At 57.9% G+C, this 18,971-nt stretch carries 14 protein-coding genes; 8 read left to right on the top strand and 6 right to left on the bottom strand.

Annotated elements, in window-relative coordinates; translation table 11 throughout:
* Positions 1-12 precede the first annotated feature (12 nt).
* Complete coding sequence (gene pstA, locus ACGS9J_RS15185; protein WP_442231694.1) at positions 13-1,665, bottom strand: phosphate ABC transporter permease PstA; 1,653 nt, start codon at positions 1,663-1,665, stop codon at positions 13-15.
* Entirely contained in the window at positions 1,662-3,824 is a 2,163-nt protein-coding gene (locus ACGS9J_RS15180; RefSeq protein WP_442231693.1) for an ABC transporter permease subunit, read from the bottom strand. The genes pstA and ACGS9J_RS15180 overlap by 4 nt, the downstream gene beginning before the upstream one ends.
* Before the next feature lie 395 nt (positions 3,825-4,219).
* On the opposite strand from ACGS9J_RS15180, the gene ppk1 reads away from it, so the two are divergent.
* Positions 4,220-6,283 (top strand): polyphosphate kinase 1, encoded by a 2,064-nt coding sequence (gene ppk1, locus ACGS9J_RS15175; RefSeq protein WP_442231692.1) that lies wholly within the window; start codon positions 4,220-4,222, stop codon positions 6,281-6,283.
* A 10-nt stretch (positions 6,284-6,293) separates the two neighbouring features.
* Positions 6,294-7,844, top strand: a complete 1,551-nt coding sequence (ppx, locus tag ACGS9J_RS15170; RefSeq protein WP_442231691.1) for an exopolyphosphatase — start codon at positions 6,294-6,296, stop codon at positions 7,842-7,844.
* Positions 7,845-7,875: 31 nt separating this feature from the next.
* On the opposite strand, the gene ACGS9J_RS15165 is transcribed toward ppx, so the two are convergent.
* The gene (locus tag ACGS9J_RS15165; RefSeq protein ID WP_442231690.1) at positions 7,876-10,098 is read right to left on the bottom strand and encodes an EAL domain-containing protein; all 2,223 of its coding nucleotides are present in this window, start codon (positions 10,096-10,098) and stop codon (positions 7,876-7,878) included.
* A gap of 440 nt (positions 10,099-10,538) precedes the next feature.
* Here ACGS9J_RS15165 and ACGS9J_RS15160 point away from each other — a divergent pair, with 440 nt between their 5' ends.
* The 3 genes from ACGS9J_RS15160 to ACGS9J_RS15150 all read left to right on the top strand — a co-directional run bounded on the left by ACGS9J_RS15160 (position 10,539) and on the right by ACGS9J_RS15150 (position 12,970).
* Positions 10,539-10,718 (top strand): YfgG family protein, encoded by a 180-nt coding sequence (locus tag ACGS9J_RS15160; RefSeq protein WP_442231689.1) that lies wholly within the window; start codon positions 10,539-10,541, stop codon positions 10,716-10,718.
* 197 nt (positions 10,719-10,915) lie between these two features.
* Positions 10,916-12,349: a magnesium transporter gene (gene mgtE, locus ACGS9J_RS15155; RefSeq protein ID WP_442231688.1), complete on the top strand. Its 1,434-nt coding sequence runs from the start codon at positions 10,916-10,918 to the stop codon at positions 12,347-12,349.
* A gap of 270 nt (positions 12,350-12,619) precedes the next feature.
* A complete protein-coding gene (locus ACGS9J_RS15150; RefSeq protein WP_442231687.1) occupies positions 12,620-12,970 on the top strand; it encodes a DNA-binding protein in 351 nt (116 codons plus the stop codon).
* A gap of 10 nt (positions 12,971-12,980) precedes the next feature.
* On the opposite strand, the gene alkA is transcribed toward ACGS9J_RS15150, so the two are convergent.
* Entirely contained in the window at positions 12,981-14,477 is a 1,497-nt protein-coding gene (alkA, locus tag ACGS9J_RS15145; protein WP_442231686.1) for a DNA-3-methyladenine glycosylase 2, read from the bottom strand.
* Between the two features lie 166 nt (positions 14,478-14,643).
* Here alkA and yegD point away from each other — a divergent pair, with 166 nt between their 5' ends.
* The 3 genes from yegD to ACGS9J_RS15130 all read left to right on the top strand — a co-directional run bounded on the left by yegD (position 14,644) and on the right by ACGS9J_RS15130 (position 17,260).
* Positions 14,644-15,996, top strand: a complete 1,353-nt coding sequence (gene yegD, locus ACGS9J_RS15140; protein ID WP_442231685.1) for a molecular chaperone — start codon at positions 14,644-14,646, stop codon at positions 15,994-15,996.
* Positions 15,997-16,193: 197 nt separating this feature from the next.
* Positions 16,194-16,757 carry a GNAT family N-acetyltransferase gene (locus ACGS9J_RS15135; protein ID WP_442231684.1) on the top strand — a complete coding sequence of 188 codons (564 nt, stop codon included), beginning with the start codon at positions 16,194-16,196 and terminating at the stop codon, positions 16,755-16,757.
* Positions 16,751-17,260 carry an AAA family ATPase gene (locus ACGS9J_RS15130; protein WP_442231683.1) on the top strand — a complete coding sequence of 170 codons (510 nt, stop codon included), beginning with the start codon at positions 16,751-16,753 and terminating at the stop codon, positions 17,258-17,260. The genes ACGS9J_RS15135 and ACGS9J_RS15130 overlap by 7 nt, the downstream gene beginning before the upstream one ends.
* Here ACGS9J_RS15130 and ACGS9J_RS15125 read toward each other — a convergent pair.
* Positions 17,257-17,874 carry a pyridoxamine 5'-phosphate oxidase family protein gene (locus ACGS9J_RS15125; protein WP_442231682.1) on the bottom strand — a complete coding sequence of 206 codons (618 nt, stop codon included), beginning with the start codon at positions 17,872-17,874 and terminating at the stop codon, positions 17,257-17,259. The two genes, ACGS9J_RS15130 and ACGS9J_RS15125, sit on opposite strands and share 4 nt — an antisense overlap.
* Before the next feature lie 67 nt (positions 17,875-17,941).
* Positions 17,942-18,895, bottom strand: a complete 954-nt coding sequence (locus tag ACGS9J_RS15120) for an aldo/keto reductase (RefSeq protein ID WP_442231681.1) — start codon at positions 18,893-18,895, stop codon at positions 17,942-17,944.
* Between the last annotated feature and the right edge of the window lie 76 nt (positions 18,896-18,971).

Here is an 18,971-nt window from a genome sequence, read left to right as displayed (position 1 = left end):
ATAACGTCGTTGTTACTGCGACCATGCTCTGTACCGCTCCCTCAGCGAATGGCGAATGCCCATCGCCGCCAGATTCAAACCCACCACAATCGCCACCAGCAGGAAGGCGGTGGCGAACACCAGTGGCCGCGCAGCTTCCACGCTCGGGCTCTGGAAGGCCATATCGTAAATCTGGAAGCTCAGGTGCATAAACTTCCGCTCCAGATGCAGATACGGGAAAATATCATCCACCGGCAGCACCGGCACGGATTTTACTACGCCCACCAGCATTAATGGCGCCGTCTCTCCGGCAGCACGCGCTACCGCCAGGATCAGACCGGTCATCATCGCCGGTGCCGCCATCGGCAAGACAATACGCCACAATGTTTCCGCCCGGCTGGCACCCAGCGCCAGCGAGCCTTGACGTAACGAAGCAGGAATGCGCGACAACCCCTCTTCGGTGGCGACAATCACCACCGGCAACGTCAGCAACGCCAGCGTCAGCGCCGCCCACAACACGCCCGGCGTGCCAAAGGTCGGGTTGGGCAGCGACTCCGGATAGAACAGCTGATCGAGCGTGCCGCCAATCATATAGACGAAGAAGCCGAGACCAAACACGCCGTAGACAATCGAGGGTACCCCGGCCAGATTGACCACCGCGATGCGGATCAGCCGGGTCAGCAGATTATTGCCGGCGTACTCATGCAGGTAAACCGCGGCAATCACGCCAAACGGCATCACCACGATCGACATCAGGATCACCATCAGCACCGTGCCGAAAATCGCCGGGAATACGCCGCCTTCGGTATTGGCCTCACGCGGGCTGTCGCTGAGGAATTTCTTCACCTGCTCACCCCAGTGCACCAGTTTCTGCGTGGTATTCATCGCATTGGGATACCAGGCATCGCGCACCTGGCTAAGGGCAATGGTGTGAGTCTGGCCGTGCATGTCGCGCAGCAGCAGCGCATCGCGGTGGCGATCGCGGTTCAAACCTTCCAGCCGCTCTGAAAGCAGTCCGTATTGGCGTTGCAGTTCCAGCCGCTCGGCTTTGATTGATGCCTGCGCACGGGCATCGAGCCGGTCGTCACGCTGCAGGCTTTTCTCACGCAGGCGCAACGCATCGAACCTTTGGTTAATACGGGCCATATCGCGAAACTGAATATCATGGGCCTGGCGGGAAAGCGCGGCAATCTGCGGTAAACGCTGCAGCAGCGCCTGGCTGAGATTGCGGCCGGTCAGCGGCTGACCGTCTTCCAGCATTCCGGCCAGATAGCCGTAAGCGGTGCCGTTGTTGTTGCGCTCCAGTACCAACAGATCGCGCGGCGCGCTTTGGCGAACGATGTCACCGGCCAGCAACGTGCGGAAATCCTGCCCTTCGCTCTCGCGGTTGCCCACCTTGATCAGGTAGCGTTCAAAACTCTGCGCATCCCCCGGCGGCAGCGCGATGCCGGACTCCAGCAGTTGGCGGCGCGGGATGCTCTGCTGCTGATACAGCTCGCCAATCATCGTCACCGGCCCTGCCGAACTCTGGTTCAGCTCAAACTGATAAACCGGGCTGGGCCAGAAATAACGCATCCCCTGCCCGGCCAGCAACAGCATAATACCGATCAACGCCAACAGGCTGACGGCCACCGATCCGGCGGTCAGCCAGATCCACGGTGAACCGCTTTTGGCCCAGAGCTTCATGGCGCCTCCTGGTTCAGCGTGTAACGTTCACGCAGCCGCAGCCGGATCGCCTCCGCCAGCGTGTTAAAGACAAAGGTGAAAATAAACAACACCAGCGCGGTCAGGAACAGCACCCGATAGTGGCTGCTGTCGGCGACCGCTTCCGGCATTTCGATGGCAATATTGGCCGCCAGGGCACGCAGCCCCTGGAACAGGCTACCGTCGATAACCGGCGTATTGCCGGTCGCCATCAGCACAATCATGGTTTCCCCCACCGCACGACCAAAACCAATCATCAGCGCCGAGAAAATGCCGGCGCTGGCCGAAGGCAACACCACCCGCATGACGGTTTGCCACTGGGTCGCGCCCAGCGCCAGCGATCCCTGGCTCAGCGTGGCAGGCACGCTGAACAGAGCGTCCTCCGCCAACGAAAAGATGATCGGGACCAGCGCAAAGCCCATCGCCACGCCAACCACCAGCGCATTGCGCTGATCATAATCATCGCCCAGCCAGAAATGCAGCGGCTCACCGAACAGTTTCACCTCCAGCCACGGCCCCACGCTGAACGCCAGCCAGACGGTCAGTATCATCAACGGCAGCAGGATCAGCAGATCGACGCCCGGCGGCAGACGGCGCGGCGCAAACCGGTTAACCAGCGCACCGCAGGCCAGTACGACCGCCGCCAACAGCAGCGGCAGCGACAGCACTGCCAGCAGGTAATGTTCAATCACCGGCGCCAGCCAGATGCCGGCCACCAGCCCAATCACCACCGTCGGCAAGGCCCCCATCACCTCAATAGCCGGTTTAATCACTCGCCGCAGCCCGGCCGACATGAAATAGGCGGTATAAATCGCCCCGGCCAGCGCCAGCGGAATGGCGAACAGCATGGCGTAGGCTGCCGCCTTGAAGGTGCCGAAAATGACCGGCATCAGGCTGAATTTGGCCTGGTAGCTGTCTTCGCCGGAGGTGGATTGCCAGACGTAGGCCGGCTCGGGGTAATTTTCGTACCACACCTTATGCCACAGCGAGCGCCAGGTAACGTCGGGATAAGGGTTGTCGATCGCATAATGTTGCCAGCCTTGCGCCGTTTCCAGCAACAGGCCGTCACCGCGCGGGGCGAACGCCATCTGCTGTACTCGGGCGTTCAGCCTGCCATTCAGTAAGGGTTGCGGCTGAATGCTGGAAAACAGCGAGAAACCGCCGTCGGGCCTCAGGGTGGCGAACACCCGCCGATAAGGCTCGGCCACCAGCAAATCCTGCGGCTCGGACTGGTGGTCGAAATGCTGCACCGGCGTCAGTTGCCAGCGCCGATCTTTTTCGACATCAAACCATTCACGCACGCCGCCGTCAGCCGCTTCGATCAGCAATGCGCTGCCGCCCGGCAACGCCGTCAGTTGATAAGGGGGATGGTCGCCGAGAGTGCGGGTTTCTTTTAGCAGCAACTGCGTGTCGTTAATGTGGTAACGCGCCAGTCGGTTCCCCGTCAACAGGTACAATTGACGGCCGTCCGGCGTCAGCACCAACTGCTGCGCCGTACTGTCCAACGCAATTTCGCTCAGCCGCGGCGGCGAGTCATTGCCGAAACGACCAAACACCAAACGGCGATCCTGGGTGACCCCGGCCAGCAGATACTGGCCGCGCCGCGCCTCGGCCAGCGCCAGCAAGGTTAAGGGTCTGCCCTGTTTATCCAACGCCAGCGGCCGTTGCCCAAGCGGAAACAGCCACTGCGGGGCCGACGCCCCTGCGGCAGCAAAATCGGCGCTGGCAACGATAAACCGGCCGTCGGCCTGTGCCAAAGCAAACAGATCGCGTTCGCCGGCGGCCTGCGTCAACAACGCCGGTTTGGCCAGCAACGTCTGTTGCGCCAGAGGTTTGCCGTCTTGTTGCGTCAGAGGGTAGAACTGGCCCTGGCCCTGCGCATCGATGCGATAACCGATACGCTGCTGTACATCCATCCCCAGCGCCAGCGCAGGCGCGGAGGTGCTAATCGCCAGCGGCTTCGCCTGCCCCATCGCCGCCGGTTTAAACAGCGGCAGCACCGCAAACAGCAGGTAAACGAAGATCAGCATCAACGTCATCAACACCAGCAGCCCGCTGACGGTAACAGCCGCCTGCACACTACGGTCGATGCGCGCACGCAGGCGATCCCGGGGATGTTGGTTTACCGTAGTTTGTGCCATGTCTCTCGCTGTCGCTGATGTAAGCAGGCTTGTGCCATAGAATAACCGGGCATCTTATGTCAGTTTTATGACGTTTGCATGACAAAGTTGCCCGCCGCTCGTATCGAACTTAACGCTACTGATTAACATTATTAAACCCATATATTGCTGAAAAATGATGACAAACCCGCTCACCTCTGGAGATACAGGCAGAATTAACGTCATTTTATGCTGCACAGACATGACCGGCGCCCCCGACGCCGCAGAGAATATTTTTGCGTCTTAAAATGCCTCGCCCCAAGGTAATGGATATGTTGGACTTTCCTGTCAATCTCTCGCAATAATGATAAAGGACACTAGAGCGGCATTCGGGCGCTGCGTCCCGGATCCTTTTCTAAAATTGAACTGGAGTGGCAATGGGTCAGGAAAAGCTCTACATCGATAAAGAACTAAGCTGGTTATCCTTTAATGAACGCGTGTTGCAGGAAGCCGCAGATAAGAGCAATCCTCTGATTGAGCGCATGCGTTTTCTGGGCATTTACTCCAATAACCTCGACGAGTTCTATAAGGTCCGCTTTGCCGATCTCAAGCGACGCATCCTGATCAGCGAAGAACAGGGCTCTGGCGGCGCTTCACGCCATCTGCTGAAAAAGATCCAGGCGAAGGTATTAAAAACCGACCAGGAATTCGACAGCCTGTATAACGATTTGCTGCTGGAAATGGCCCGTAACCAGATCTTCCTGATCAACGAGCGCCAGGTGTCGGAGAACCAGCAAATCTGGCTGCGGCAATACTTCAAACAGCATCTGCGCCAGCACATCACCCCGATCCTGATCAACCACGAAACCAACCTGGTGCAGTTCCTGAAAGACGATTACACCTATCTGGCGGTGGAGATTATCCGCGGTACGCGTATCGATTACGCGTTGCTGGAGATCCCGTCAGACAAGGTGCCGCGCTTCGTCAACCTGCCACCGGAAGCACCGCGCCGCCGCAAGCCGATGATCCTGTTGGATAACATTCTGCGTTACTGCCTGGACGATATCTTCAAGGGCTTCTTCGATTACGACACGCTCAACGCCTATTCGATGAAAATGACCCGTGATGCGGAATACGATCTGGTGACCGAAATGGAATCCAGCCTGCTGGAACTGATGTCCTCCAGCCTGAAGCAGCGTCTGACCGCCGAGCCGGTACGTTTTGTTTATCAGCGTGACATGCCGAATGAAATGGTGGAACTGCTGCGCGGCAAACTCGGCATCTCCAACTATGACTCGGTGATCGCCGGTGGTCGCTACCATAATTTCAAAGACTTTATTAGCTTCCCGAACGTCGGCAAGGCCAATCTGGTCAACAAGCCCCTGCCGCGTCTGCGGCATACCTGGTTCGAAAAATTCCGCAACGGCTTTGATGCCATCCGCGAACACGACGTGCTGCTTTACTACCCATACCACACCTTCGAACACGTGCTGGAGCTGGTGCGCCAGGCGTCGTTCGATCCCAGCGTGCTGGCGATCAAAATCAATATTTACCGCGTGGCGAAAGACTCGCGCATTATCGAGTCGATGATCCACGCCGCCCACAACGGCAAGAAAGTCACGGTGGTGGTGGAGCTGCAGGCACGCTTTGATGAAGAGGCCAACATCCATTGGGCCAAGCGCCTGACGGAAGCCGGAGTGCACGTCATCTTCTCGGCGCCGGGCTTGAAAATTCACGCCAAGCTGTTCCTGATCTCGCGCCGTGAAGGCGACGAAATTGTGCGCTATGCTCATATCGGCACCGGCAACTTTAACGAGAAAACCGCGCGCATTTATACCGACTATTCACTGTTGACCGCCGATTCACGCATCACCAACGAGGTGCGCCGGGTGTTCAACTTTATCGAAAACCCATACCGACCGGTGACCTTCGACAACCTGATGGTGTCGCCGCAAAACTCGCGTTTGAAGCTGTATGAGTTGATCGACCAGGAAATTGCCAACGCCCAGGCCGGGCACCCGGCCGGCATTATGCTGAAAATCAACAATCTGGTGGATAAAGGGCTGGTAGATCGGTTATATACCGCATCCGGCGCCGGTGTAAAAATCCGCCTGTTGGTGCGCGGGATGTGTTCTTTGATTCCCAACCTGCCGGGGATCAGTGACAATATTCAGATAATCAGTATCGTCGACCGCTATCTGGAACACGATCGGGTTTACGTTTTCGAAAACAAAGGTGACAAACGGGTTTATCTGTCCTCAGCCGACTGGATGACCCGTAACATAGATTACCGCATCGAAGTTGCGGTCTCGCTGCTGGATCCAACGCTGAAACAACGGGTTCTGGATATTCTGGAAATCCTGTTCAGCGACACGGTCAAGGCGCGTTACCTCGATAAAGAACTGAGCAACCAGTACGTACCGCGCGGCAACCGCCGTAAGGTCCGTTCTCAGGTTGCCATTTATGAGTATTTAAAAGCTCTGGAACAACCAGGACAGTAGGCCAGCAACTATGCCGCTAAAAAGCACTGCAACGAACAAACCGCAGGAAATCGCTGCCATCGACCTCGGGTCGAACAGCTTCCACATGGTGATTGCCCGCGTCGTCAACGGCGCCTTACAGGTGTTGGGACGTTTAAAACAGCGGGTCCACCTCGCCGATGGATTGGACAGCAACAATGTGCTCAGTGAAGAGGCAATAGAACGCGGCCTGGCCTGTCTGGCGCTGTTTGCCGAACGGCTGCAAGGCTTCCCGGCGGATAACGTCACCATCGTCGGTACCCATACCCTGCGCCAGGCGGTTAACGCCGAAGTGTTCCTTAAGCGCGCAGCCAAAGTGATCCCCTACCCGATTGAAATCATCGCCGGGCAGGAAGAAGCACGCCTGATCTTTATGGGCGTAGAACATACCCAACCGGAAAAAGGCCGCAAGCTGGTGATCGACATCGGCGGCGGCTCTACCGAACTGGTGATCGGCGAAGATTTTGAGCCACTGCTGGCGGAAAGCCGCCGCATGGGTTGCGTCAGCTTCGCCCAACAGTTCTTCCCGGGCGGCGAAATCAGCAAGAACAACTTCAAACGCGCACGTCTGGCGGCGGCGCAGAAGCTGGAGACGCTGGCCTGGCAGTACCGTATTCAGGGCTGGCAGTATGCGCTAGGCGCGTCCGGTACCATCAAGGCCGCACACGAAGTGCTGGTGGCGATGGGCGAAAAAGACGGCCTGATCACCCTCGAACGCCTGGATATGATGACCGAACAGGTGTTGCAGTTTAAAAACTTCAACGCGCTGAGCCTGCCGGGGCTGTCGGAAGACCGTCAGTCGGTATTTGTGCCGGGTTTGGCCATTCTGTGTGGCGTGTTCGATGCGCTGGCGATCCGCGACCTGCGTCTTTCCGACGGTGCACTGCGCGAAGGTGTGCTGTATGAGATGGAAGGCCGTTTCCGCCATCAGGATATTCGCAGCCGCACTGCCAAAAGCCTGGCCGATCACTACAATATCGACCGCGAGCAGGCCAAACGGGTGCTGGAAACCACCGAGTTGCTGTATGCACAGTGGATGGCGCAAAACACCAAGCTGGCGAATCCGCAGTTGGAAGCGCTGCTGAAGTGGGCCGCCATGTTGCACGAGGTGGGGTTGAGCATCAACCACAGCGGCATGCACCGCCACTCGGCTTATATTCTGCAAAACACCAACCTGCCGGGCTTCAATCAGGAACAGCAGTTGCTGCTGGCGGCGCTGGTGCGCTTCCACCGCAAGGGCATTAAGCTGGAAGAGTTGCCGCGCCTGAACCTGTTCAAGAAAAAGCATTATCTGCCGCTGATCCAACTGTTGCGTTTGAGCACCCTGCTCAACAACCAGCGTCAATCGACCACCACGCCGGAGACGTTGCGCCTGCACACCGACGATAACCACTGGACGCTGCGCTTCCCGGCCGGCTATCTGGCACAGAACAACCTGGTGCAACTGGATCTCGAACGTGAACAGGCCTACTGGAACGACGTCGTTGGCTGGAAACTGATTTGCGAAGAAGAAGGTTCACAAGACGAGCAACGCTCGGCCTGAGCCGGTTGCCCCCGTACTGCGGGGGCGCCAATCATCCCTGTTCCGCCAACAGCATCGCTAACGGCTGCGGTTCGCCGACAAAATACCCCTGCATATAGTCCACGCCGACCTCTTTCAACGCGATCAACTGCTCCATGCTTTCCACGTATTCCGCCACAATGGTCAACCGCTTCATCCGCGCGACTTTACAGATAGACGCAATCACCTGGAAATCTACCGCGCTGGTCAGCATATCGCGCACAAAACTGCCGTCGATTTTCAGCATGTCGACCGGCAACATCTTGAGGCGATCGTAGCCGGCGTAACCGGTACCGAAATCATCCAGCGCAATGCGGCACCCCATCTCGCGCAGCGTTTGCAAGTTGGCACCGGCATAATCGATATCCTGCAGCAGATGCGACTCGGTCACCTCCAGCGTCAGCTGATAGGGCTCGATTCGATACTGCTGCAACAGGTTGCGTACATCCTGGCTCAACATCGGTCGGCACAGCGAGGAAGGCGACAAATTCACCGCAAAGCGCGCGCTGGGCAGCTCGCTACGGTGACAGTCCATAAATTTCAACGTATTGCGCAACACCCACAGATCCAACCGATAGGCCAGGCCAAATTCATGCGCCACCGGCAGAAAATCGTTCGGCGATACCATTTGCCCCTGCTCATCGCGCATACGCAGCAGAATTTCATAATACCGATCGCCGCGTAGGCCCACGATCGGTTGCGCCATCAGGATAAATCCGTCGTTATCCAGCGAGTTTTGCACCCCATGCAACAGTGCCACTTTGCGCTTGATTTCGTCCTGTACCCCATGCCCACCATTCTGTACGCTCTCCGGTTTACCGCTGGTCAGCGAAACCTCCGCCAACGAGCTAAGCTCCCCCAACAACAGGTAAAGGTGTTCAAAATCGGGCACGACGCTGCAATACCCCAACCCCAACGGCGGATGAAGCGGCAAACCATTCCAGACCAGGCGGAATTTCTCCAGCGCGCGGTAAATTTCTTCGACCTTTTCTTCGCTGTCATCGCTATCCACGCGCAGCAACAAATCGTACCCCGGCAGATGGTAAACTCCCTCGCCGGGGGCCAGGACCTGGTACAGAAACGCCGCCAATTGCTGTTTGAAACGAATGCGTAACTGCATGCCATAGTTGCGGCTCAGCAGATCCAGTTCGCTGACACGCAGAAAACACAGGGTTGAAGGCGGGGACTGGGCCAGATCGCGTTTGAGGGCACGAAGATTAGGCAGGCCAATCACCGGATCTTGCAGCGCGGCGCTTTGCGCCCTGACGTGACGTAACCGTTGACGGGTATTGAGCGCCGACATCAGGAAAATACACAGGGTAAACACCACCATCATCGACGAGATCACGGCCAGGTTATGCAACAGATTGTCGGGCTGCGCATGGTCAGGATAATGGAAAAACAGCACCAGCAAGGTGGTGGACCAGATAATACAGTTGAATTGATAGCCGAAACGCATCGCGCCGTACAGTATCACCGGCAACAGTAATATCAGGCCGTAGCCCCCCAGCAGCAAAGGGTTGGCGTCGTTGACCAACAGATAAGACAGCAGCGCCACCATCGCGCCCAGTACCGACAACCACAGCAACAGCTCTTTTTTATCGGCGTTGGGTGCCATTTCGCCGCCAAAACGGCGCCACAGCGTCAGGGCGAATCGGGGTTTGTGCAGTATCCGCAACATGAAATAGAACAACGGCATGGCGGAAAGCGCCCCCAGCAGCAGCGCCTGGAAATTAACCAATATCATCAGGTAGCCGTTATCGCCGGGCACCATCCCCAGTTCGTCAGGCAACTGGGCAAAGGCGACCAGCAGCTTCAAACCGCAAACAAACAGCAGCGCCGGCAACGCCACCAGCCAGATCAACCGTGCTTTCAGCAGCGCCGGCACCCCAGGGGCCGCGCACCAGCGACGCTGGGTTTGTCTGCGATATCCCAACCAGCACAGGCTCAGACAAAACAGGTACAGCAGCGTCACCAGCAAAGCGCTTTCCAGACCCAGCCGGTGGGCATAACGCAGCATGATGGCGAGGGCAATGCCCGGCAGCGCCCGCCAATCGTAAACCATCAGCAGGGCAAGGCAGGCAGTCAGCGGCAGATAGAGCAAATAGACTTTGCCCTCGGGCAGTATGATCCGCGGCGACAGCCAACCGGCGAACGGGATCAATAACAGGCTCCAGATGAGGGGGCATCCCCACCAGTGCACGCGTAAACGCTTCCAGAATATTGGCTTAACCATAAAAATAACGAGTCCGTCAGGGCGTAATTCCATTCACGCGTTCAGGTAATAAGGCAGGTTCCTTTTCATACCTCTGTCCATTCATGAGGCAAGCTGAAAGTATCATATGCGACAGGAGAATGGCGTGAATTTTAAGCGCCAGGTTCACTGCGGGTTTGACTCGGATCAATCAAGAGGGAAAAGTTGGGTAAATATGTGTAAGCCAATTTTTTGAATTAGCTTAACGTGCTGATTAGATTGATGAACTCAAACTCTAGCTAAACAACGGTGAAATACCGGGTTCGCGCGTTGGAAATAAATAGACAATATTTGTCATCACTGGCTAGAATTCTGTTTACGATTTTTCGGCTTCATCGCCATTGAATAATCCCAATGCGCCTCGGGCCGTCGGCTTGCCGGGCGACGGGCATCACACAGGAAACCGGCATGCCGGGTGATATATGCGTAAAAAATCCACCGGACAGATGACGAAAATAGTGCTGTTTGTCAGCTTTATCATTTTGGTCGGCCGGCTGCTGTATGCCGCAGTTGTCGCGGTGCCTCATCATCAGGAAAAGAAACTCGCCCCTTATCAAAGCACCACCGAGATCGGCGGGAAAAACCAGGACACAACCCCCTGAACCCACAGATTCACATTCCCCAGCAGGGCTTGCGAATAGTTAAGCAGCCTGCCGTCGGCCAGCATTTCGGCGCGTCAGACCCCTTACTTATTCCTCAGCAACTGCTCCCATTTCATAAAAATGACGCCTGCGCTCACTATGCTCTATCTTGTCTAGAGCTCGTCTGTAAGGATCACTGAGTGCCAGTAAGGAAGACCATGTCAGCTGCAACGCATAACGTTAAAAAAGTCGCTGAGTATCGCCAGCGCATTCTTTCTCTGCTGTTAAACAACAAAGAGTTGGTCGATGGCATTCTCGGCCGGCCAGGGGATGACAACGCCCTCAGCAAAAGCGAACTGCTCAACCAGACCGCTGAAATCACCGGCCTGCTGGACGACATGCACGCCGCTGACCTGGCAGACTTGCTGGAAGCCCTGCCGCAGGACGAACGCCTGGCGTTGTGGCGGCTGGTGGGCAACGCCAAACGTGGCCAGACGCTGGTGGAGGTCGCCGAACCGGTGTGGGACAGCCTGATCGAAGAGATGAGCGACAAAGACCTGCTCAAAGCGATCAAAACGCTGGACGTCGATGAACAGGCCTATTTGGCGCAATACCTGCCGCGTAATCTGATGGGCCGCTTGCTGACCTCCATGGAACCGGAGCAGCGCGCACAGGTGCGCGAGATGATCCACTACGGCAAGGATACCGTCGGCTGGATGATGGATTTTGAACTGGTCACGGTGCGCCCCGACGTCACTATCGGCGCCGTGCATCGCTTCCTGCGCCTGCGTAAAACCATCCCGGAGGCCACCGACAAGCTCTTCGTCACCGATCGTAAAAATACCCTGTTGGGCGAACTGCCGCTCACCGCCGTATTGCTCAATGATCCGGAAACTCTGGTACAGACGGTGATGGACAGCGATCCCACCCGTTTTCTGCCGGAAGACAAGGCTGAAGCGGCAGCCAGCGCATTCGAACGTTATGACCTGATCAGTGCCCCGGTGATCGACGCCAAAGGCAAGCTGATGGGCCGTTTGACCATCGAAGAGATCGTTGACGTGGTCAATGAAGAAAGCGACAGCAACCTGCGCCGCATGGGGGGCTTGAGCCCGGAAGAAGATGTGTTCGCCCCGGTCAGCAAAGCGGTGAAAACCCGTTGGGCATGGTTGGCCATCAACCTGTGTACCGCGTTTATTGCCTCGCGCGTCATAGGTCTGTTTGAACACACCATTTCACAACTGGTGGCGCTGGCGGCCTTGATGCCGATCGTCGCCGGTATCGGCGGCAACACCGGTAACCAGACCATCACCATGATCGTGCGTGCGCTGGCGCTGCACCAAATTGAGGTCGGCAATATTTCCCGCCTGATGTTCAGGGAACTGGGGGTGGCGATTATCAATGGCGTGGTCTGGGGCGGCATCATGGGGGTCGTGACCTGGCTGCTGTACGGCGACTGGGCAATGGGCGGCGTCATGACGCTGGCGATGATCCTCAACCTGCTGGTGGCGGCGCTGATGGGGGTAGTGATCCCGATGACCATGCTCAAGCTCGGCCGTGACCCGGCGGTCGGTTCCAGCGTCTTGATCACTGCGCTGACCGACACCGGCGGCTTCTTTATCTTCCTCGGCCTAGCTACGCTGTTCCTGCTTTAATCTCATTACCGGCCTGGCGCATCAGCACTCATGCTGAATGCGCCACCGCTGGCCGCTACATCCCTATCAAGCATGACTCCCTCTGCCTTTCGGGCTGTGACCTCGCTGTCGCTTGCTCCCCTCACGCATTTTTTACTTATCCCGCCAGAGGTTAGTGGTATAACTAACGGGTCAACGTTAATCGCCTGCACACCCTCTCGATACGGAAATCAGCATGCGAATTAATGTCCTACCCCCTCTATACACGTGATTGCTCAGGGATGAATGGCTATGAAAAACGAGTGGTTTGCCGCCAGAGAGCTAACCGGCATTGCAGGACTCCCCTCCTCGCCACAGGGAATCAATTTAATGGCCCGCCGCGAAGGCTGGATCAGCCGTCGGCGCAAAGGCGTGCAGGGTAAAGCGGTGGAATACCACATCAACAGCCTGCCGATCGGTGCGCGCAGCCTGCTGATATTGCAAGAAGATCCCGCGGAGTATCAGGTTGAACGTCAGGATCCGCTGGCAGTATGGGTTGAGTATTACTATCACCTGAGCGAAGCCGAGCGCGAGAAGATACTGACCTTCCTGATGCGCGAAGGGATAGACAGTCTGCTGGCACGAATTAACGCCAAAGCGTAACCCGCTGCCGCTAGCCGGCGGCCTCCATTGACGGCGCCCAACCGTCGTTATGCCACAGATGCAGCGTGGCGTAGGAACGCCAGGGGCGCCAGCTTTCGGCATAGCGTTCAATCTGGCGCGGCGTCATGCCGGGAAAACGCTGTTTGATCAGGTAGTCCCCCGCCAGGAACACGTCCGGCCACGACCACGCTCGCATGGCAATATAGCTGGCCGTCCAACTGCCAATCCCCGGCAGCGCGGTCAGCGCCTTGATCCCCTGTTCAATATCCAGCACGTTCTCCAGTTGCAACCGCCCTTCGGTGACCGCCTGCGCAATGCCGATTAACGCCGCCGCCCGTTTCAGTTGCACGCCCAGCGGACGCAGCACTTCAGGCTGTAACCGCGCAATCTGTTCAGCGTTGGGAAAGACATGGGTAATGCCGCCGTAAGGCTGCTCCAATGGGGTTCCCCACAGTTCGGCCATCCTTCCGGCAAAGGTTGCCGCCATTTTGACACTGACCAACTGCCCCAAAACCGCGCGGGTCGCCTGCTCGAAACCGTTGACGCAGCCAGGCAACCGCAGGCCCGGCGCATCAGCAGCCAACGGCCCCAACGCCTGGGCGATAAGATCCGGCGCGGCGTCAAGATCGAACAGCTGGCGAGTGCGGCGCAACACTTCCGTCGTCACCCGGCTAAGCGAGGGAGCAATCTCCACCCGTACCCGATTGCGTGCCTCTTCCGGCTGCACGCTGACCCAGCCGCGATATTCAACGCCGCCCTGGGTGATGGCGATCGCCCGCAAATACTGCTGCCCCTCAACCCGTTCCACACCGCTCACCGCACGGGTTTGCAAAAAGCCGAGCATCCGCGGCCAGTCGTACGGCGGCCGGTAACCCAGATGAAACACCAGACCGCTGGCAACGGTACGTTCGTTACGACCACTGCTGTTGCGCAGCGCCGAGGGGATTAACCGATAGCGTTGCTTGAACAGCTCATTAAAGCGCCGCAGACTGCCGAAACCTGCGGCAAACGCCACCTCGCTCAGCGGCAGGTCGGTATCCGCCAGCAGCCGCTTGGCCTGCAATAGCCGGTGCGACTGAGCATAATCGATCGGCGAGGCGCCAAACTGATCGGCAAAGATACGCCGCAGGTGGCGATCGGAAATGCCCAATCGGGCCGCCAGTTGCTCACAGCTGTGCTCCGACAGGTATCCCTGTTCGATCAACTGCACCGCCACCTGAGCGTAGCGGTTGCCCAGATCGATCAACGCCAACCCCGGCGCCAATTCCGGCCGACACTTCAGGCAGGGACGGAACCCCGCCAGTTCCGCCGCCGCTGCGCTCGGATAAAAGGTGCAGTTCTCGATTTTTGGCGTACGGGCGCTGCACACCGGTCGACAATAAATGCCGGTCGACGAAACGCCAACGAAGAAGCGGCCGTCGAATTTGCGATCGCGCGCACTCAGTGCCTCATACAACGCCTGTTGTTGGTTTTTCATAGCCACGCTCGGGGTCAGTTTTTTGTTCATTATGCGACTCGATGGGTGTGCTGACGTGCGGGATTCGGACATTAAGTTAAGCACGCCGTCCCGTTTGCCGCTAAATTTTTCGTCAGTTGAGCGCTCGTACATTGCCCAGGGGACAAGTCTCGGGTAAAGTCGCCCCCCTTCATTGGCATGGGGATTGAGAAAAGACATGTTTATTGGATTCGACTACGGAACGGCCAACTGTTCCGTCGCAGTGATGCGAGATAACGGCCCCGAGTTGCTGACGTTGGAAAACAACGAGCCCTACCTGCCGTCGATGCTGTGCGCGCCGACGCGCGAAGCCGTGAGCGAGTGTTTGCACCGCCACTGGCAGGTGCCGACCGCCAGCGAGGAAAACCAGCAGTTGCTGCGCCGGGCAATCAACTACAACCGCGAAGAAGACATTCCGGTGGCTAACGACAGCGTGCTGTTCGGTCTGCAAGCGCTGGCGCATTACGTTGAAGATCCGGAAGAAGTGTATTTTGTCCGCTCACCGAAATCCTTCCTCGGTGCCAACGGCCTGAAACCGCAACAAATCGCGCTGTTTGAAGATCTGGTGTGCGCCATGATGTTCCACATCAAGCGCCAGGCGGAAAACGTGCTGCAGGACAGCATCAGCCAGGCGGTCATCGGCCGTCCGATCAACTTCCAGGGCATCGGCGGTGAAGAGGCTAACCGACAGGCGCAGGGTATTTTGCAACGCGCAGCCGAGCGCGCCGGGTTCAAGGAGATTGAATTCCAGTTCGAGCCGGTTGCCGCAGGGCTGGATTTCGAAGCGACGCTGAACGAAGAGAAAACCGTGCTGGTCGTGGACATCGGCGGCGGGACGACCGACTGCTCGGTTCTGTTGATGGGCCCGCAATGGCGCGATCGCTCCGATCGCCAGCAAAGCCTGCTGGGGCACAGCGGTTGCCGCGTCGGCGGTAACGATCTGGATATCATGCTGGCGTTCAAACAGTTGATGCCCCTGTTTGGCATGGGGGGCGAAACCGAAAAAGGCATCGCCCTGCCTGCACTGCCCTACTGGAACGCGGTTGCTACCAACGACGTCCCGGCACAGATCGACTTTTACAGTGCTGCCAACGGCCGTATGTTACGTGATTTGATCCGCGATGCCGCCGAGCCTGAAAAGGTCAAACGCCTGCTGAAAGTGCACCAGCAACGTCTGAGCTACCGCTTGGTACGCGCGGCGGAGGAAAGTAAAATCGCCCTGTCGGCGCAGCAAAACATCAGCGCGCCGCTGGCTTTCGTCCAGACTGATTTGGCGGAAACCATCAGTCAGGATCAACTGGCAGAAGCCATCTCACAGCCGCTGCTGCGCATTCAGGAGCAGGTCAGCGCTGCGCTGGCCAGCAGCCAGACGGCACCGCAGGTGATTTATCTCACCGGCGGCAGCGCACGTTCCCCCCTGCTGCGCGCTGCGCTGCAACAACAGTTGCCGGGCATTCCTATCGTCGGTGGCAACGACTTCGGCTCGGTCACCGCCGGCCTGGCTCGCTGGGCGCAAACGCTGTTCCGTTAATCGCCGTGAGGCGCGGCTTGCCGCGCCTTAGCCTGATGACAAACACCCGAAAAACGTGGTTTTCGGGTGTTTGGGATAAACCAGAAGACATAATCCTTTGTTTTTATTGCCCCCCAGTTCAGGGCTTTTACCGCAAAGAACTTTGTCAGTAATCTGAGGCGCGGCTTGCCGCGCCTTTGTTCACTGGAGCCAAGTCGATGAGTGAAATACTCCCCTTAGAAAGTGATCGGTTGCTGTTACGTGCCTGGCGCGACGAAGACCTTCCGGCATTTGCCGCCCTCAACGCCGACCCACAGGTGATGCGTTATTTCCCCGCCCCGCTGACAGCCGAGCAAAGCTACGCGCAGGCTGACAAGATCCGTCAGTTCATGCAGCAAAACGGTTGGGGTTTATGGGCGGTGGAAGAAAAAGATGGCGCGCCTTTTATCGGTTTTGTCGGGTTGGCGATCCCGGCTGACGATCTGCCCTGCTCACCCTGCGTAGAAATCGGCTGGCGGTTAGCGGCAGCGCACTGGGGTAAAGGCTATGCTTCTGAGGCCGCCGGTGCCGCACTGCGCTACGCTTTCGAACGCCTGGATTTGGCTGAAGTGGTGTCTTTTACCGCCGAAAGCAACAAGCCATCACGCCGGGTAATGGAACGCATTGGCATGATGTCCCATGGCGAAAGTTTCCTGCATCCCCGACTGCCCGCAGGCCACCCGCTGCAAAAACATGTACTGTATCGGCTGGCACAACAATCATGGCGGGAGCAACAATGCTGATCATACTTTCCGGGCTGCCGGGCAGCGGCAAAACCACACTTGCACGGGCGCTGGCCAGTGCATTACCCGCAATGCATCTGCGAATCGATACCCTTGAACAGGCGATCCGCAACAGCGGATCTCTGGTCAATGACATTGGCCCTGCGGGATATTTTGCCGCTTATGGCGTCGCCGAAGATAACCTGCGCCTGGGTCACACCCTGATTGCCGACTCAGTCAATCCGCTGCCTGTCACGCGCGAAGCCTGGCGGCAGGTGGCGCAGCGGGCGGGAAGCCGCTGGCTGGAAATTGAAGTCCATTGTTCTGACCGCGCCGAACACCGCCATCGGGTAGAGACCCGCCACGGCGACATCGCCGGATTGCAACTGCCCGACTGGCGGAGCGTCAGCGCCCACGATTACGCCCCCTGGACCACGCCGGTGACGCGCATCGACACCTCGGGCCGCACGGTGGAAGCCTGCCTGGCTCAGCTGTTGCCCATCGTCAGCGCCGCCCGCGGCTAGTACAGCGTATCCCGCAGCCGCTGCGGCAGCGCGCTGTCGTATTCTTCGCCATCGAACCGCGTTTTACTCACCTCAGCCAGAATGCTGCCGGTGCTGGGCAAGGCGGAGCGCTCAAGGCGACTGGCTTCGTCCCATAATCCGGAACGCAGTATCGCCCGGCTGCATTGGAAAAACACCGCCTCCACACGAATGCGCAGCACCGAACGCGGCAACATATTGCGGTGGGCGAAGCGCTGCAGCACCGACGGCGTCACCAGAATTTCCGCCCGGCCGTTGATCCGCAGCGTCTCGCCGATGCCGGGGATCAGCAGCAGCAGCGCCACCCGGTCGTCATGCAAAATATTGCGCAGGCTGTCGATGCGGTTGTTGCCGCGCCGGTCCGGCAACAGCAGGGTTTTCTCGTCTTCGATATGGATAAAACCGGCCGGATCGCCGCGTGGGGAAACGTCCATTCCGTCCGGCCCGACGGTAGACAGCGCGGCAAACGGCGCCGCTTCGATAAAGGGACGATAAACCGGATGAATATAGCTGACTTCTTTAAACACCGACGGCGCGGCGGGCTGGCCGTACAGCTGCTCCAGCGCCGCAAGATCGTTGATAATATCGCTTTGCATGGCAGTTCCTGAATGGATCACAGTGACCCATTCAGAATAGAGCAAAAATGCCGTCGGGCAATCAGCTTTACCCGACGCTGGCCTGGTTCAGGGTACTGATATCATCGGCGTCCAGCCGCAGCCGGGTGGCGCTAATCAGCTCATCCAACTGTTTTAGCGAGGTGGCGCTGACGATGGGCGCGGTGATATCCGGCCGCGCTATCAGCCAGGCCAATGAAACCTGCGTCGGCGAAGTGTGGTGTTTTTCCGCGACCCGATCCAGCGCCGCCAAAATTTTGAAACCGCGCGGATTAAGGTATCGCTTAACGATGGTGTCACCACGCTGGCTCTTGCCGATATCTTTTTCGCTGCGGTATTTGCCGGTCAGGAAACCGCTGGCCAGCGAGAAGAAGTTGATCACGCCCAGCCCCTGGCGCTGTACCACCGGTGCCAGCGTGCGTTCATATTCCTCACGCGCATAAAGATTGTATTCCGGCTGCAGGGTTTCATAACGCGCCAACCCATTCTGCTCACTGACTTTCAACGCCTCTTCCAGACGATCGGCCTGGTAGTTGGAAGCGCCTATCGCCCGCACCTTGCCGGCTTTGATCAACCCATCGAACGCCGCCAGGGTTTCCGCCAACGGCGTGTCCCGATCATCATCATGTGATTGATAGAGGTCGATATAGTCGGTCTGCAGACGGCGCAGGGAATCCTCTACCGCCTGCTGGATATAGCGTGGTGACAACCCCTGCTTGCCTTCGCCCATCGGCTTGCCGACTTTGGTGGCAATAATCACCTGGTCACGCTTGCCGCTCTTTTTCAGCCATTGGCCGATAGTGGTTTCCGATTCTCCACCCTGGTTGCCCGGCACCCAGCTCGAATACACGTCGGCGGTATCGATAAAATTGAGCTGATTCTCCACCAGCGCATCCAGCAGGCTAAATGAAGTTTCGCGATCTGCCGTCCAGCCAAACACGTTACCGCCGAAGGTCAGTGCCGGCACTTTGATGCCCGAACGGCCCAGTTCTTTTTGACTCATTGCATACTCCGTGGGGTTAATGATTCGCAGGTTAATTATTAGCGCGAAAGCAGGATTTTCGCTAAAACGCATTCGC

It is taken from the genome of Serratia quinivorans, from assembly GCF_052113645.1.
In the GTDB taxonomy this organism is placed as follows: domain Bacteria; phylum Pseudomonadota; class Gammaproteobacteria; order Enterobacterales; family Enterobacteriaceae; genus Serratia; species Serratia quinivorans_B.
Note: the sequence above shows the minus strand (reverse complement) of the source record. Positions and strands in the feature narration are given on the sequence as shown.

Bases quoted from the DNA above. Each gene is read 5' to 3' on its own strand.
- ACGS9J_RS15120 (WP_442231681.1), bottom strand. From the start codon at position 18,895: ATGAGTCAAAAAGAACTGGGCCGTTCGGGCATCAAAGTGCCGGCACTG.
- ppk1 (WP_442231692.1), top strand. From the start codon at position 4,220: ATGGGTCAGGAAAAGCTCTACATCGATAAAGAACTAAGCTGGTTATCC.
- pstA (WP_442231694.1), bottom strand. From the start codon at position 1,665: ATGAAGCTCTGGGCCAAAAGCGGTTCACCGTGGATCTGGCTGACCGCC.
- ppx (WP_442231691.1), top strand. From the start codon at position 6,294: ATGCCGCTAAAAAGCACTGCAACGAACAAACCGCAGGAAATCGCTGCC.
- yegD (WP_442231685.1), top strand. From the start codon at position 14,644: ATGTTTATTGGATTCGACTACGGAACGGCCAACTGTTCCGTCGCAGTG.
- ACGS9J_RS15125 (WP_442231682.1), bottom strand. From the start codon at position 17,874: ATGCAAAGCGATATTATCAACGATCTTGCGGCGCTGGAGCAGCTGTAC.
- ACGS9J_RS15180 (WP_442231693.1), bottom strand. From the start codon at position 3,824: ATGGCACAAACTACGGTAAACCAACATCCCCGGGATCGCCTGCGTGCG.
- ACGS9J_RS15165 (WP_442231690.1), bottom strand. From the start codon at position 10,098: ATGGTTAAGCCAATATTCTGGAAGCGTTTACGCGTGCACTGGTGGGGA.
- alkA (WP_442231686.1), bottom strand. From the start codon at position 14,477: ATGAACAAAAAACTGACCCCGAGCGTGGCTATGAAAAACCAACAACAG.
- mgtE (WP_442231688.1), top strand. From the start codon at position 10,916: ATGTCAGCTGCAACGCATAACGTTAAAAAAGTCGCTGAGTATCGCCAG.
- ACGS9J_RS15150 (WP_442231687.1), top strand. From the start codon at position 12,620: ATGAAAAACGAGTGGTTTGCCGCCAGAGAGCTAACCGGCATTGCAGGA.
- ACGS9J_RS15160 (WP_442231689.1), top strand. From the start codon at position 10,539: ATGCGTAAAAAATCCACCGGACAGATGACGAAAATAGTGCTGTTTGTC.
- ACGS9J_RS15135 (WP_442231684.1), top strand. From the start codon at position 16,194: ATGAGTGAAATACTCCCCTTAGAAAGTGATCGGTTGCTGTTACGTGCC.
- ACGS9J_RS15130 (WP_442231683.1), top strand. From the start codon at position 16,751: ATGCTGATCATACTTTCCGGGCTGCCGGGCAGCGGCAAAACCACACTT.